The organism is Agrobacterium sp. Ap1 (assembly GCF_017313375.1).
GTDB classification, from domain to species: domain Bacteria; phylum Pseudomonadota; class Alphaproteobacteria; order Rhizobiales; family Rhizobiaceae; genus Neorhizobium; species Neorhizobium cellulosilyticum.
Map to the genome: position 1 here is coordinate 1 of NZ_JAFLMY010000045.1, position 13449 is coordinate 13449.

Below are 13449 nucleotides of genomic sequence, written 5' to 3' on the forward strand. Positions count from 1 at the left end.
AATTGCCCTGTGAGACAAATCGAGGAAAAAATATTGCAAAATCAATGCGAAAATAAAGAGGTGGTGGGCCCGGAGGGCCTGCTGAATTCGAATAATTTCAATTCGTTAGTGCAGTTCGGGACCGAAAACCGGTTCTACGGAAATCAATGGTTTAGCAAGAGCCTCGTCCCACTTTTTCCGGCCGTTTCCGACCCTTTATTCCCGCTCGTCCTTCGTCCTGGGAGGCGCGCATGAGCGGGGCGCGGCGATTTCGGGACGTGAAGCTGCAATGGCTTCAAAAATTGAGCTGCGACAAGGATCTGAGCGACAACGCGCGGTCCGTGGCGCTCTATATCGTCACCACGCATTTGAACGGCCACACCGAGAAGGCGTGGCCGTCCTATCAAACGATTGCCGACGCGACCGGCAAGAGCGTCAAGACCATTCAGCGCGCCATCCGTGAGCTTGAGACCAGTGGCTGGTTCGAGATCCGGCGCGGAAATGGCATCGGGCACAACACGGTATATCGTCCCTCTGCGGCGTCGATTTTACGCGCATCGGATGCCCGCGAAAAGACGGACAAAGTTGTCACCCTTTACCCAGGCGAAGGCGGTCAAAATCGTCCGGCAAGGCGGTCAGATGTGTCCGGCGAAGGGGGACAGATATGTCCACCAAATCCAGAGAAAGAAAAAATATATAAACCTAACCCGCGCGAGGACGCCCCGCCGCGCGTCGAGACGCGGCGAGCCGTCCCGCTTGTTTTCGTGGCCGAGACCCAGGCGAAGCAGGTCGAGCAGTGGCGCAGCTGGCTCCGTCCTCATGGCTTTCCGTCGCTCGAAGCTCTTGGCATTCGGACGGTGAAAGCCGGTAAGCGAGGTTATGCTTTGCCGGGCTACTGGCCGCCGGATGAGGCAAGCCCGAGGGCGCTGGACTGGATCGCCTTCTTCAGCAACCGTCGAGACCACATTGCCGATGAGCCCGCCCGACAGACCGACCTTCGGAGGGCGTCATGACGGCCGGCGATTGGAAGGGAGCAAGGCGACCCCTGTCATACGGCGAGCCGTCCGACAGAGAGCCTTGTGAGGGGAGGCAAGCCTCCCCTTCAAACCCCACCGAAGGCACGCGGCGATCACCCAAGGGCGATCTCAATGCCGTCGTTGTTTTCCGCTGCACGGCCTCGGAAAAGCAGGCGCTGACCGCACGTGCGGCGCGGACCGGTCTGCCCTTCGCCACGCTGATGCGGGAAGCGCTCGGCCTCACCGAGGTGCGCCGCCGCCGTCCGGTTCCCAAGGTGGACCCGGAACTGGTGCGCGCCGTCGCCCGGATCGGCGGCAACCTCAACCAGATCGCACGATGGCTGAATACGGCCCAGAGCCAGGGCCATGTGTCGCCCATCGATGCGATCGAGGTCGCCGCGCAGCTGGTGGCAATCGAGCGGGCGCTATCGGAAACGCTGCGCTCGTTCACGGCCAAGGATGGCGCGCCGTGCTGATCAAGTTTTTCCGCAACGGCCAGGGCGGCGGATCGGGACCGGTTGACTATCTGGTCGAGCGGGATGTCGTCGCCTACGACCAGAACCGCAACGCGATCCGCGGCGAGCGTGGCGACGTCATGCTGTTTGCCCGCGAGCCTCTGCCGGAAGTGCTGCGCGGCGATGCCGACCGGATGCGGGCATTGATCGACGCTTGCTCGTACCAATGGACCTATCGTGCCGGTGTCATCGCCTTCACGGCCGAGGACGCGCCGAACCACGGCCAGCAACGGCAGGTGATGGACGATTTCGAGCGCTTGGCCTTCGCCGGCCTTGAAGCCGACCAGCGCGATATTCTCTGGGTGCGCCACACGCACGAAAACCGCGTCGAGCTGCATTTCGTGACGCCGCGCATGGAGCTTGTCAGCGGTCGTAGCCTGAATATCGCGCCACCGGGCTATCAGAAGCACTACGACGCCCTGCGCGACGTCCTCAATAAGCAACATGGCTGGAACGATCCGATGGCGCCGGAGCGCGCCCGCGAGACCGTCAGCCTCATCGAAAGCGTCAGGCGCGGCGATGCCCGAGCGCTGATCCATGACTGGATCGTCCAACGCATCGAGGCCGGCGGCATCCGTGACCGTTCAACAATGACCGAGGCCCTGACGGCGGCAGGCTTCGACCTGCCGCGCGCCGGCAAAAACTACATCACCGTGCGCGACCCGGAAACCGACGAGCGCTGGCGCCTGAAAGGAGAGCTGTTTCGTGAAGACTGGACCCGAGAGAATACCCTTGAGCGAGCGCTTGAAAGATCGGCTGGCGAGCCCGGCCGCTCAGGAATCCGGCTCGACGCCATCGCCCTCGACGAGCTTCGAGACCGATTGGAGCGCAGCCTTGAAGCGCGCGGAAATTACAATCGAGACCGATATCCGCAACTTCACGAACGAGAGCCGCCGGCACTTGAACGAGGCGCTGGCCACGACCGAGGCGGACATGCGCCGGCTTCGCTCGATGATGCAGCCATTCCTGCTGACGGTGGGCGCGGTGGCGCTGCTGGTGATCCTCCTGAGCTTCACCGCGAGCTGGTTCTGGGCGGGGCTGATGATCGATCACGCCCGGAGCGCCAGCCTTTGGCAGATGGGCCTGCAGATCAACCAGACCGCCAACGGCCAGATCCTGACCTGGGACGTAAGCCGCCTTCAGCTGATCACCTGCCAGGCCGGGACCAGCAAAACGCCATGCCTGAAAATCGTAACGGGAGATTGAGCGATGACATCACCAACCAGACTGCCGATGCCCGAGAGCCTTTCGCCGCTGGAGCGCGAATTGCTGGCCTACGTCGAGAGCTTGATGGGCACCTTGCAGAGCGGGACCGCGCAATTCGAGGCGCTGGAGAGGCGATCGACCGACATGATCGAAAACCGGCAAGCGGCTTTGGAAGGATCGCTGAAATCGCTCATCGCGTCACAGGCTTCCTTCATGAGCGCCTGGCTCGCCTCAGAGAAACATTCCAGCGACATGGACAAGACCGGACTGACGGAAGCGTTCGCGCTGCTGGAGCAGGCAGAAGCGATGCTGGAGACGATCGCACCGCCAACGTGAAAACCCGATCACCGGCGCCCGATCGCGGCCGATCCTGATTTTTCATTCCGTTCGGAGTTTTCATTGATGAATTTGATCATCCAGCCCTATCGCTATGTTCTCTCGATCGCGGTTATGGCCGCCGGCTTCCTACTGATGGAGGCCGTGCCGCTGTTCTGGCCGCCGATCTACGAAAACGCGCGCGCCGCAATTCTGGTGATGTTCTTCGGGTTTGCGCTGCTGACCTTGGCGGGAGACACCCAGGGCCGCATACGCACCGCGTCGGTCTTTGCCGTGGGGGCAGCCCTCCTTGCCGCGTCTGCTCTCGCCCTTACCGACCCCACCATAGCGGCGGCCGTTCTGCTCGATAATTTCAAAACTTGGCGACATGCCGGCTATTCCGGCATTGAGAGCATTCGGGGCATGGTTGCTGCATGGGATCGCTTCACGGAGGCGCAAAGGCTGGCCTTGATGACGAGCCTTGCGATCGGTCTGCCAGTGCCTCTGTTCTTCGTCATGCGGGCGATTTCGATCGCTGCGCCTGCATCGTCCAGTCGGATTTCGAAACAAGGTCCGTGGCGGGCCCGGTGGATGAACCGAAGCGAGTTGCGCCAGCTGCGGCATAACGATATCGGCCTGCCGCTCGGCCTCGTCGGGGGCGCCATGCTGCGCTACCGACCGAACCCGAAGACCGGATGGCGTGCCGGCCATCATGTCGCGATCGCGGGCACCCGTGCCGGCAAGGGTGTGTCCGTCGTCATTCCGGCGATCATCGACCATGATGGCCCTGTTGCCGTCCTCGACATCAAGGGCGAGAATTTTGCCGTGACCCGTCGATATCGCCAATCGCTCGGCCGCAAAGTGGTCGTTCTCAATCCCTTCGGTGTCATCGAGCCGTCGAAGGACCGTTTCAATCCGCTCGACTATATCCGGCAAGCGCATCTGGTTCGCGACATCGAGGTCATTGCCGAGGGGCTTGTTCGACCGGAAGTCGGTAACGGCGCGCACTTTGCCGAAATGGCGAAATCCATGATTGCCGCCGTGATCGAGGTCGTCATGACCGGGAGACCCGAGGCCGATCGCAACCTGATCACGGTCATGGACCTGTTGTTTTCCGCCGGCTTTGAAAAGACACTGACGGGTTGGGCCGGATCGCCCGAGACATTCGGCACCCGTCCAGCCGCCGCCGCTGCCACATTCCTCGCTGCCGGCGAGAATGAGCGCGGCGCCATCAAGACGACGATCAAGAAGGCCTTCGACTGGGCGCGTTCCGACGAATTGCGCAGTTTCCTCAGCGCCTCCACATGCTCGCTCGAAAACCTGTTCGAGGGCCGCGCCGACCTCTTCATGGTAGTGCCACTCGACCAGGTGGACGCCCAAGCCGTCTTTCTCCGGCTGCTGACCAACATAATTCTCGGCATGGCCGTGCGCCTGGAGGGTGCCAAGAAGCCGAAAAAGAACGTACTTTTGGTGCTGGACGAGTTTGTCCGTCTCGGCAGGATGGAAAAGCTGATCAATATCGCCAACGTCGCTGCCGGCTGCGGCATCGAGGCGCTGTTCATCACCCAGGACAAGGGCCAGGTCGAAAGCGTCTACGGCAAGGGCGACACAGCCAGTATTCTCGGCTCCTGCGTCACCACCCGCATTTTTGGTCTTGGCCGCGCTGAATTCGAAACCGCCAATTGGGCTGCGAATGCGCTTGGCGACCAGACGGTTTTGACCCGCACCAAGCAGTCGGCCGCGAAATTTGGGGAGAGCCGCAAGACGTCGATCGCGGAGCAGCGCCAGAAGCTGATGACGGCCGATCAGATATTAGAGATGAAGGCAGGAAAGATGCTGCTGTTGGCAGGATCAAAGCCGCCTACAATTGTCGAGGCGATCGTTTCGCATCGACATCCTGCATATCGGGGGAAGCTGGACCGGAATCCGATGGTGTGATTGCCTCACGAGATGCGCAGGGTCTATATCGAGAATGCTAGGACTTCCAATCGGCGAGGCCTTTAGTCCCAATCTGCCGACGTTCACGCCGATGCATCTGTTGTCGAAATTTCCCGATCGGGAAATTCCCCCTCGGCAGCATAGGTGAGGTGCTTTTATTTTCCCGATCGGGAAATTCAAATGGCAAAACAAGTGAGAAGTCCAGCCGATATTGGCGCCCTGGTTAGAACGGCACGCAAGGAGCAAAACTTGCGGCAGGACGAGCTTGCCGGTGTCGCGGGCGTTGGCCTGCGGTTCATTGTCGATCTCGAGGCTGGCAAGCCGACGGCGCAGATCGGAAAAGTGTTGCATGTTCTGCAAACGCTCGGCTGCTCGATCGATATTTTGGAACCAGGCGAGCGAAGGCGATGACGACGAAAATTCTCAATATGTGGCAGGTCTACTGCGGCATTGCCCTGTGTAATACGGATATCCGTGGCAATATCGCGTTCAGTACACGGCGCTTTGTCAAACTCGCTCTCGTACAGAACAAGCATAGCTAATCTTGGGTGAGTGCTAATTCAGCAGGCGCTGTTCCTACTCGATGAGGCAATTCAAAGGCACACGCCGCGATCAAAAAAATCTTAAAATATTCAGTTTGATCGCGGCAAAATAGAAAACACTTATATCTTGCTAAGTATTGTTTCGAGCGGGCCTATGTCGGTATTGACGTCCAGATAAGACTGATAGGCGTTGGTAGCATCTGTGATCAGCTGTTGGTACGTTATGAATTTTGTGTTTTGCTCAGCTAGAGACCTGACGTCGCGCTCATCCATTCCTGTCGGAGTTTTTGCAACTAGCAAATATATGTCTAGTGCTGGAGCTGTCTTTCCAGGAAAATTATCCTGGTAGTACTTCTCAACGGCCTGCCTATATTTTCTAGCCTGACTTGAAAGTATATCGTAATTGAGCGCGGTCAGGCTTGGTTTTTTCAATTCTACAACCACATGTCGACCAGAACTCGACCTATATGATATGTCGAGGCGGGCCCCCGACGAGTCTGGATTGATCTTTTTAATGTATTCGGTGAGCGTAAGTTCCATTTCTTTTCTGCCGGTGACTCTGTCCCATGAAGGATCAAGCAGCCAGAGGTGATCGAAAAGATATTTTTGCGCCACTTTTTCCAGGTCGGTGGGGCTATCTTTTATAGCTTGAAACTTCCGAATTATTTCAAGTCGTTGCTTTGTAATATCTGCGTATGCGGCTTCCTCTACATCGCTGAGTGTGCTGAATATCGCCGCGAACTCAGGTCCGAGAACGTCTGAGATGTTGCTAAGCCTGTCGAGCTGTTGCTTGATTCTAAGTTTTTCGAAGCCAATGATGGCGCCGCGGTATAGGACCGCTTTTGCTGCGTTGTTTTTCGCCTCATCTGAATGGACAGTAGCATTTTGAATTGACGTCATAAGTCGCTTCGCTGTGCGCAAATCGCGACGATCTTTTAACGTCTCCAGCCATTCATTTACTGCGGCGTTCCCGCTTATCGTGGGGTCAAGCCCTAAAGATGTTCTCCATTCATCCCATTGATCGCCAATTCCTTCCAGGGAGGACAGTGCGAATCCGAGAAGGGCTCGATATTTTGGATCATCCCGCTTGATGGCTTCCCGACTTGCGGTTGCCCGATCGGTGTCGTCTTCGTCAAGAAAATTGGCGTGAAGCTCTCCGACTAGATAATTCTGATAGTATTTGGCGCTATTAGCCTCGCCAAGTATGTTTTCAGCAAAAACGCGACCATTTGCGAAGATAGAAAGTGCATTTGCGCTATCTTCCTTGCTACCCAGGTTTCTTGGCTGAAATACGCTCGCAATATATCCAGTAACTGTCGACGATGATCCGTCCGGGAATGAAACATTGTCGGGAAGCAATTTTGTGCAAATACTGGTGTTTCCGTCATCGTCAGTGACTGAGCTCAAATTTTTGCACAGTGGCTTTATTCGATCCAATGTCGCCTGATCGAATGCCCATAGGAACTGAACACTGTCGTATATATCCCGGTCGGCGTCCGTTATCTCAGAGCCATTCAGAAATACTCGAAAATCAAATTCTTTTCCAAGAACACTAAATCTCCGAGCAAGCTTCACCCTCAGATATTTTTCAGTTTTATTGAGTGTTTTTAGAACGGAAGTCAGCTCAATTCGAGTTCCTTGCCCGTTTTTTAAAGGGGTAGGAGCGAATTCATTTAGAACAATTTTTGTGTGCTGCTCTAAATTTTTCTTAAGTAGCGGAACATCTACTTCAAAGCCGACGATCGCTCCTGTCGAAGTCTTTGACGTCACTTTCACAAAGTCGGAAAGGGCGAACATTGAGAGTTTTCCAATCCCTTTTCGCCCCATAACTTTGCGTTTTCCGGTGGCGCTGAGATTGTTATTGGAAGCTACACGGCGAGAGTATCCAACATGCAAGAATTTTTGTTTGATGGCATTCGCGTCCATTCCATGGCCGTCATCTTCAATGGTAATAGTATCTTTATCAGCCTGAATATCGATCCAAACATTCTTTGCTTCTGCATCCCAAGCATTGGCTACCAATTCCGTCAAAGCGGCAGGGGTTGAGCTGTATAGGCCGACGCCAAGATGATTGATTACATTAATATCTACTTCGAATGTAAAATTGTTAGTGTTTAGAGCGCTTGTCATCGTTTTCTTTTTCCAGATGGCGGACAATGGATAAGCCGATCGCGAAGCCGAGCTTAACAGGCACTGCGTTGCCTATAAGGCGTCCCAATGGCGTGAATTCAACTTGATTCGGGTTTTCTACAAATTGATATTCTGGTGGAAAAGACTGAAGAATCGCCAACTCACGTAGGGATAGGGGGCGGTCTTGATCCGGATGACCGAACCTGCCTGTTCCGAAATTATGCGATTGGGTGGTAATTGTGCTAGCAGGCTTATCCCACTCAAGGCGCCCATATACACTTCTAAAAGTGGCGCCTGACTCCTTTTTGTGGCATGCCAGCCGAAGATGTTCGGGCCAGTCTTTCCAAGTCCCTCCTGGCCGAGATGCGCGAATGCGCTCTAGGTTTAGCGGAGTGATAGCTCTCGCTTTGTGCATCGGGTCAGATGAGGATTGCTCACCGGCCTTGATCGGCGGAAGATCTGAGATGGCTTGTCTAATAGTCGTCTGTTCCAGCCCCAGCTCTTCCGGTGACAACAGGCGTATTGGACCATATTTGGATGCAAGCAGCACTAGCCGCTTTCGTCGCTGCGGTACTCCGTAATCTGCTGCGTCAACTATCCTCCACTGAACGTGATAAGATTGCGCGCGAAGCAGGCTAACAAAGTCTTCAAAAATTGTTTCACTACGGAGAACAGGTACGTTTTCCATTGTAACGAGATCAGGTTGCAGTTCTTCAACCACCCTTGCAAACTCGTTTAGGAGGGGCCATTTTTTGCTCGTTTTACGGTCGCTGCCGTTTCGAAGCGTCGAGAATGGTTGGCATGGCGCACATCCGGCCAATAGCTTTACTGACTTGGACGAGAAGAGGCCTTTGAACTCGTCAACATGGGTCGTGGAGAGGTCTTTCTCGATGAACTTGGCACCTGGCATATTCGCAGTGAAGGGAAATGCGCACTTTCCATCGAGGTCTAGTCCGGCTTTGACGCGGACTCCTGCCGACTGCAGGCCAAACGATAAGCCTCCAGCACCACAAAATAGGTCAATCGCCTCAATGCTCATTTTAGGTCTTTCATTTTTCTTGGCATGCGGAATCGGAGCTCGGCTCGATAAGTATGAGCAAGCGCGAATCCCAGCAGTCAAGAACCTTCTTTAAGATGTCATTAAAATCCCCAAATCACGCACGACAACTTGCCGGGAAATTCGAGATCTTGCGCTCGTCGCGGGCAGGTATCGGGAAGGGAGAAAATGGAAACCAGCGTTCAGCGCTCGAAACTAATGGCGAAGGTCAAAGCTAAGGATACCTCGCCTGAGATGGTTGTTCGACGTGCTGCGCATGCCCTAGGCTTTCGATACAGACTTCATCAAAAGTCGCTTGCTGGTTCACCTGACTTGGTCTTTCCAGGAAAGCGAAAAGTCATATTCGTGCATGGCTGTTTTTGGCATAGGCACACGGATTGCCGATACTCGACAGTTCCAAAATCAAATGTGCATTTTTGGCAGGCCAAATTTGACAGAAATGTTGAAAGGGATCAGTCCGCGATTCAGAGGTTATGTTCGGATGGCTGGGAGGTTCTTGTGATTTGGCAATGCGAGACCCGAGACCCGGTTTGGCTACGGGATCAACTTATCCGTTTTTTGGGGGCTCGCTAAAAAGCCTTTTCATAGTGCCGGCGGCCTGTCCAGTTAACCCTTCGGAACGAAGCCAACACCAAACCCGAAGAGGCGTCCGATTTTTTCTAATGTCTCTAACGTTGGGTTGGCCATGCCGGCTTCGATCTCTGCAACTTGACGTCGCGTAAGTGCAAGCGTTTTGGCAAACTCCTCCTGGGTCATACCAAATCCTTTTCGGATTTCACCTACTGCCCCGGGTAGCTTTAAATCACCGGTTTTAGCCCGCTCGGCCAGCGATCGTCGATTCTCGAGAATCTCGTCTTTTGTGGGCTTCTTCCAGCGAGCCATTTAGATGTTCTCCGGCGTCACAAATTTGCTTCCAGAACGCTATCCGCGACCTCATCGCAACGTCCCATCGCTCGCTCCAGAATTTCGGGAGCCGCCAACATGTCACTAGCAAGAGCAGGTGCCTCTCTCAGGCGCTCAGCAAACGCGGAAAGCTCGGTCGCGAGCGCCTTGTGCTCCGTCGGATCTGGCATAAGTTCGGCGCAAATCAGCTTCCAATCAGGCCGATGATCGCGACCGCCGTCGCGCATCATAGCCCATCGGGTGGAGCGAACAATTCCCTCTTTGGCGAGCCGCATAGGTGCGAAATCAAAGAGTGGCGATAGGCGGATCGTCCCGTCCTCATGCTTGCTAAGCGCGGTATTTCTGCCGTGGTTGTCGGGATTGCCAAGCGCCAGATTGGCGATGTCCCGTTTTAGGTATTCAACGATATCCTCGAATGGATCGGCCGAATAATGTCGCAAAAGGTCGATGTAAGCCTCATGCGTCCCAACATATCCGAAGTCGGCAACGCCTATAGCTGAGACGAGACTTTCCTGGCCCAGCCGGACAGTTCCGCCGCCTTGTCTTTTCTTTCGATCGAAACGGGGGATGATCAAGACGCCTTCGGCGTTGATCGATGGGTCGCTGACATTAAGGCCAATCTCTTGAGCGATCCGCGAATAGAGGGCTTCCCCTTCAAGAATGAGGCTGTCTACAGGATCGTTGCTGCGGACTAGCTTGACGATCACATGGCGCTCGGCCTCATCGTCGCTCACGAAGCTATCAGGATAGTAGAGGCCATCGGTCGCCTGTGTCATGGAGACTTTCGGCCATTCGCCTTGCAGGCCGCTTGAGCCGGAGGCAAGCATAGCGAAACGGTCGGCCACTTCCATGAAGCGATCCGATCGGCCAAGGATTTCGGCTTCTGTCACCCCTTGACGTTGCACACCCTCTAATCGCTGCACCTCTGCTTCGGCGGCTTCTTTAATGCGGACATTGCCTATGCCGCCTGTGGCTGAGCGCATGAGTAGGGGAAGATCCGAGCCGCGAGCTCCCTCGCTAAGACCTAAATGTTCTGCCAGCTTCCGCCTTGCATGTCCTTGCGGCATAAGGTCGAGAAGAAACGGCGGCCATGTTTTGCTGTATCGGTTTTCGAGATCAACAGGATAGCGGACTGAAAGCGCGCGCTTGTCGCTAACCGCATTTCCCGCTGCAAAATCCATGGATGCGAAACGAATGAAGTAGTCGAGATCATAATCGACAATCGACGCGCCCTGAAAACCGGCCGCGTCGTTCTTGAGTTCCAGAGTGGCGGCCTGATGCCACTCGTTGTCGAAATGGGTTTGAAGAGTAAGAAGCATTTATTGACCCCTTTAATGGATCAAATAAATCAAATTTCTGATTTTATCAACCCATTTTAGTGGGTTGTAACTGCAGGCCTTCGATGAGTTATCTCTTCGTCTTGCCGAGGAGGCCAGAGACCGATCTGGAGACGAAAAGAAGCGTGAAGCTGATCAAAATGGCGGCTGTAAGTCCGAGAAGCACTATAGCGCGCAAAGGAACCGAGGGGATGTAATTTGGCAGGTCAGCTATAAGTGGGATTGCGCCAACGGCTGCCAAGCTGACTGCGACGATATCAAGCTTTCGGGCCAGTTTTTTCGTCTTGGCGTTCTGGTCCGGAACCGACGCTGCCAAGATATTTGAAAACTCATCTACAAACGTTTGATATTTCACTCACTTACGCCTTTCAATGCTGCTTCTAGTAACAAGTCCTGCATCTTCTGCGAGCTGGCACCATGCTCATTCAGGTAGACGAAAAGCAGGCTGACTAGGCGAGCCTCTGTTTCGTCGCTGACGTCATGGTTCCGAAGCTTCAGAAATCTCTTCACAATCAGCATCGAGGTTTCGATTAGCGACTGTAAATGCTGCTGGTTTTTTCCTCCGATGCCTGTTGCCAGCCAGGACAGGCTGACCTTGTGCGCCTCGCAAATAGAGATCGCCAAGCCTAGCGGGATCTCGCGGATATCCAACTCGTAATTCTTGTAGGCCCGATCTGAAATGCCGAACGCTTCGGCGAATTCTGCCTGCGTCGAGCCTGTCGGCTTTCTGATTTCCAGCAAACGTTTTCCAAGGCTCACGAGCGATACCCACTTGCAAATTGGTAACGATTGTTCCTAAAGTGTCGCATAGTGACCTGCATGACCGAATGATTGCACCTTTATACCCAACAGGCACGAAACTGAAAAGGAGTTGCCCAATGGTCTCGCAACTGGAGACGCCCAAACAGCTGGCGGAGCGTGTTGGCTGGCCGGTTCGCCGCATCAGAGCGATGATCTACAGGCGTCAACTTAGGCATGTGCGTGTGGGCGGGAGCATTTTTCTGCCGATGGACGCCTTTGACGAATATCTCAAGACGCACATGATTGCACCAGACGCGGCAATGTCTGCTCAAGAGGGCCGAGAACTGGAGGGTGCGCAATGAGTGGATCGAGCGTACGCAAACTGACCATCCCCAGATTTGCCTTGAGACGTGACGAGGCTGCAGCCTCGCTCGGAATTTCCGTATCGCTTTTTCTTGTCTGGGTCGCCAAGGGGCGGATGCCGAAAGGGCGCAAGATCGATGGCGTCGTCCTATGGGATGCCGACGAGGTGGGAGCAGCATGGCTGCGCATTCTTGATGGTGACGCGTCATCCGAAGACGACTCTGAAAACCCTTACGATAAGGTGGTTGCATGATCGCGACGAGGCTTAGATATTGCGTCTATGATCCAGATACTCGGGGCAACGTCCGCTACTATCTGCGCAAAAAGGGCCATCCGAAGATCCGGCTCAAAGCCAAGTTCGATGATGGGGTTGGCAACATCAGCGAAGCCTTCATGAAGGAATATTTGGACGCTTTAGCATCCTTGGCTGCGCCCCCGCCCGCGAAACAGCTATTGAAGGAAGATACGTTCGATTGGCTTGTGGATCAGTATATCCGATCCGAAAAGTTCCAGAAATTCGACATCGCCACCCAAAGGGACAAGCGCAGCGTTCTCAACCGCTTTTGCGAGACTGCAGGACCGCTGCCATATAAGAAATACAGACGACAGGACATGGAGGCTAGTCAGCTCAAGCGCCGCGACACACCAGGCGCCGCCGACAAGCTAGTCAAAGTTATTCGTGCTCTGTTCAACTGGGCGATCCCCAAGTATGCCACGGTCAATCCCGCGACAGGCATAGAAAAGCTCAATAAAGGCTCTGAAGGCTTCCACACGTGGACCCCGGATGAGGTGGAACAGTTCAGGCAGTTTCACGCAATCGGCACAATGCCGCGGTTGGCGCTCGAAATCATGCTCAATGTCGGCGCGCGCATTTCAGATGCCGCTGCTCTTGGACGACAGCATGAATATGCAGATTGGTTGAAATTTATCGCGAGAAAGAATCGCAACAGAAGCCCGGTGACGATCGAGATTCCGATGACTTCGGATCTCCGTAGGGCACTTTCCGCGACCAAGACCGGTGATTCCACCTATCTAGCGACAGAATACGGCCGCGCCTTTTCCGTAGCTGGTCTTGGCAATCACATGCGCGACTGGTGTGATAGAGCCGGCCTGCCGCATTGTTCGGCACATGGGCTTAGAAAGGCCGCTGCAGTGACGCTTGCGGAAAATGAGGCTACAGCTGCAGAATTGTGTGCGGTGTTCGGCTGGAAGAAGCTCGAAACGGCTGAAACCTATATTCGCAAGGCGCAAAAGAAGAAGATGGCAGGCAACGCATTTGCCCGTCTGAACATGCACCGGGACCGCCAAAGTGTCTCACACTAAAGCCAGAAATTGCCCTGTGAGACAAATCGAGGAAAAAATATTGCAAAATCAATGCGAAAATAAAGAGGTGGTGGGCCCGGAGGG

16 protein-coding genes are annotated in these 13449 nt (G+C 54.8%); 10 read left to right on the top strand and 6 right to left on the bottom strand.

What is annotated here, in order from left to right:
* The 6 genes from JZX87_RS30315 to JZX87_RS30340 form a co-directional block, all read left to right on the top strand.
* On the top strand, window positions 1–234 hold a 234-nt coding region (locus JZX87_RS30315; protein ID WP_206829553.1), incomplete at its 5' end, for a hypothetical protein.
* On the top strand, window positions 231–992 hold the full coding sequence (locus JZX87_RS30320) for a helix-turn-helix domain-containing protein (protein WP_206829554.1): 762 nt from the start codon (window positions 231–233) through the stop codon (window positions 990–992). The genes JZX87_RS30315 and JZX87_RS30320, both read left to right, overlap by 4 nt.
* Window positions 989–1471 (top strand): MobC family plasmid mobilization relaxosome protein, encoded by a 483-nt coding sequence (locus JZX87_RS31690; protein ID WP_206829555.1) that lies wholly within the window; start codon window positions 989–991, stop codon window positions 1469–1471. The genes JZX87_RS30320 and JZX87_RS31690 overlap by 4 nt, the downstream gene beginning before the upstream one ends.
* A complete protein-coding gene (locus JZX87_RS30330) occupies window positions 1465–3090 on the top strand; it encodes a relaxase family protein (RefSeq protein WP_206829556.1) in 1626 nt (541 codons plus the stop codon). Before JZX87_RS31690 ends, JZX87_RS30330 begins: the two co-directional genes overlap by 7 nt.
* 28 nt (window positions 3091–3118) lie before the next feature.
* Window positions 3119–4969 carry a type IV secretory system conjugative DNA transfer family protein gene (locus tag JZX87_RS30335; RefSeq protein ID WP_206829557.1) on the top strand — a complete coding sequence of 617 codons (1851 nt, stop codon included), beginning with the start codon at window positions 3119–3121 and terminating at the stop codon, window positions 4967–4969.
* Window positions 4970–5149: 180 nt separating this feature from the next.
* The gene (locus JZX87_RS30340) at window positions 5150–5380 is read left to right on the top strand and encodes a type II toxin-antitoxin system Y4mF family antitoxin (RefSeq protein ID WP_206829558.1); all 231 of its coding nucleotides are present in this window, start codon (window positions 5150–5152) and stop codon (window positions 5378–5380) included.
* Window positions 5381–5631: 251 nt separating this feature from the next.
* Here the strand turns inward: JZX87_RS30340 and JZX87_RS30345 are convergent, their stop codons facing one another.
* Together JZX87_RS30345 and JZX87_RS30350 are read right to left on the bottom strand one after the other, a co-directional pair.
* Window positions 5632–7641, bottom strand: a complete 2010-nt coding sequence (locus JZX87_RS30345) for a BbrUII/HgiDII family restriction enzyme (RefSeq protein WP_206829559.1) — start codon at window positions 7639–7641, stop codon at window positions 5632–5634.
* Window positions 7619–8680 (bottom strand): DNA cytosine methyltransferase, encoded by a 1062-nt coding sequence (locus JZX87_RS30350; RefSeq protein ID WP_206829560.1) that lies wholly within the window; start codon window positions 8678–8680, stop codon window positions 7619–7621. The genes JZX87_RS30345 and JZX87_RS30350 overlap by 23 nt, the downstream gene beginning before the upstream one ends.
* Window positions 8681–8866: 186 nt before the next feature.
* On the opposite strand from JZX87_RS30350, the gene JZX87_RS30355 reads away from it, so the two are divergent.
* Window positions 8867–9271 (top strand): very short patch repair endonuclease, encoded by a 405-nt coding sequence (locus JZX87_RS30355; RefSeq protein WP_206829561.1) that lies wholly within the window; start codon window positions 8867–8869, stop codon window positions 9269–9271.
* Window positions 9272–9304: 33 nt separating this feature from the next.
* Here JZX87_RS30355 and JZX87_RS30360 read toward each other — a convergent pair whose 3' ends face one another.
* The 4 genes from JZX87_RS30360 to JZX87_RS30375 all read right to left on the bottom strand — a co-directional run bounded on the left by JZX87_RS30360 (window position 9305) and on the right by JZX87_RS30375 (window position 11697).
* Window positions 9305–9580: a helix-turn-helix transcriptional regulator gene (locus JZX87_RS30360; RefSeq protein WP_206829562.1), complete on the bottom strand. Its 276-nt coding sequence runs from the start codon at window positions 9578–9580 to the stop codon at window positions 9305–9307.
* A gap of 17 nt (window positions 9581–9597) precedes the next feature.
* Window positions 9598–10920: a type II toxin-antitoxin system HipA family toxin gene (locus JZX87_RS30365; RefSeq protein WP_206829563.1), complete on the bottom strand. Its 1323-nt coding sequence runs from the start codon at window positions 10918–10920 to the stop codon at window positions 9598–9600.
* Window positions 10921–11008: 88 nt separating this feature from the next.
* Window positions 11009–11293: a hypothetical protein gene (locus tag JZX87_RS30370; RefSeq protein WP_206829564.1), complete on the bottom strand. Its 285-nt coding sequence runs from the start codon at window positions 11291–11293 to the stop codon at window positions 11009–11011.
* Entirely contained in the window at window positions 11290–11697 is a 408-nt protein-coding gene (locus tag JZX87_RS30375) for a helix-turn-helix domain-containing protein (protein ID WP_206829565.1), read from the bottom strand. The genes JZX87_RS30370 and JZX87_RS30375 overlap by 4 nt, the downstream gene beginning before the upstream one ends.
* Window positions 11698–11816: 119 nt before the next feature.
* On the opposite strand from JZX87_RS30375, the gene JZX87_RS30380 reads away from it, so the two are divergent.
* Genes JZX87_RS30380 through JZX87_RS30390 form a run of 3 tightly spaced genes read left to right on the top strand, consistent with a single transcriptional unit; the run spans window position 11817 to window position 13365 of the window.
* Window positions 11817–12041, top strand: a complete 225-nt coding sequence (locus JZX87_RS30380) for an excisionase family DNA-binding protein (RefSeq protein ID WP_206829566.1) — start codon at window positions 11817–11819, stop codon at window positions 12039–12041.
* Complete coding sequence (locus JZX87_RS30385) at window positions 12038–12295, top strand: helix-turn-helix transcriptional regulator (RefSeq protein WP_206829567.1); 258 nt, start codon at window positions 12038–12040, stop codon at window positions 12293–12295. Before JZX87_RS30380 ends, JZX87_RS30385 begins: the two co-directional genes overlap by 4 nt.
* Window positions 12292–13365: a tyrosine-type recombinase/integrase gene (locus JZX87_RS30390; protein ID WP_206829568.1), complete on the top strand. Its 1074-nt coding sequence runs from the start codon at window positions 12292–12294 to the stop codon at window positions 13363–13365. The genes JZX87_RS30385 and JZX87_RS30390 overlap by 4 nt, the downstream gene beginning before the upstream one ends.
* Window positions 13366–13449 lie beyond the last annotated feature (84 nt).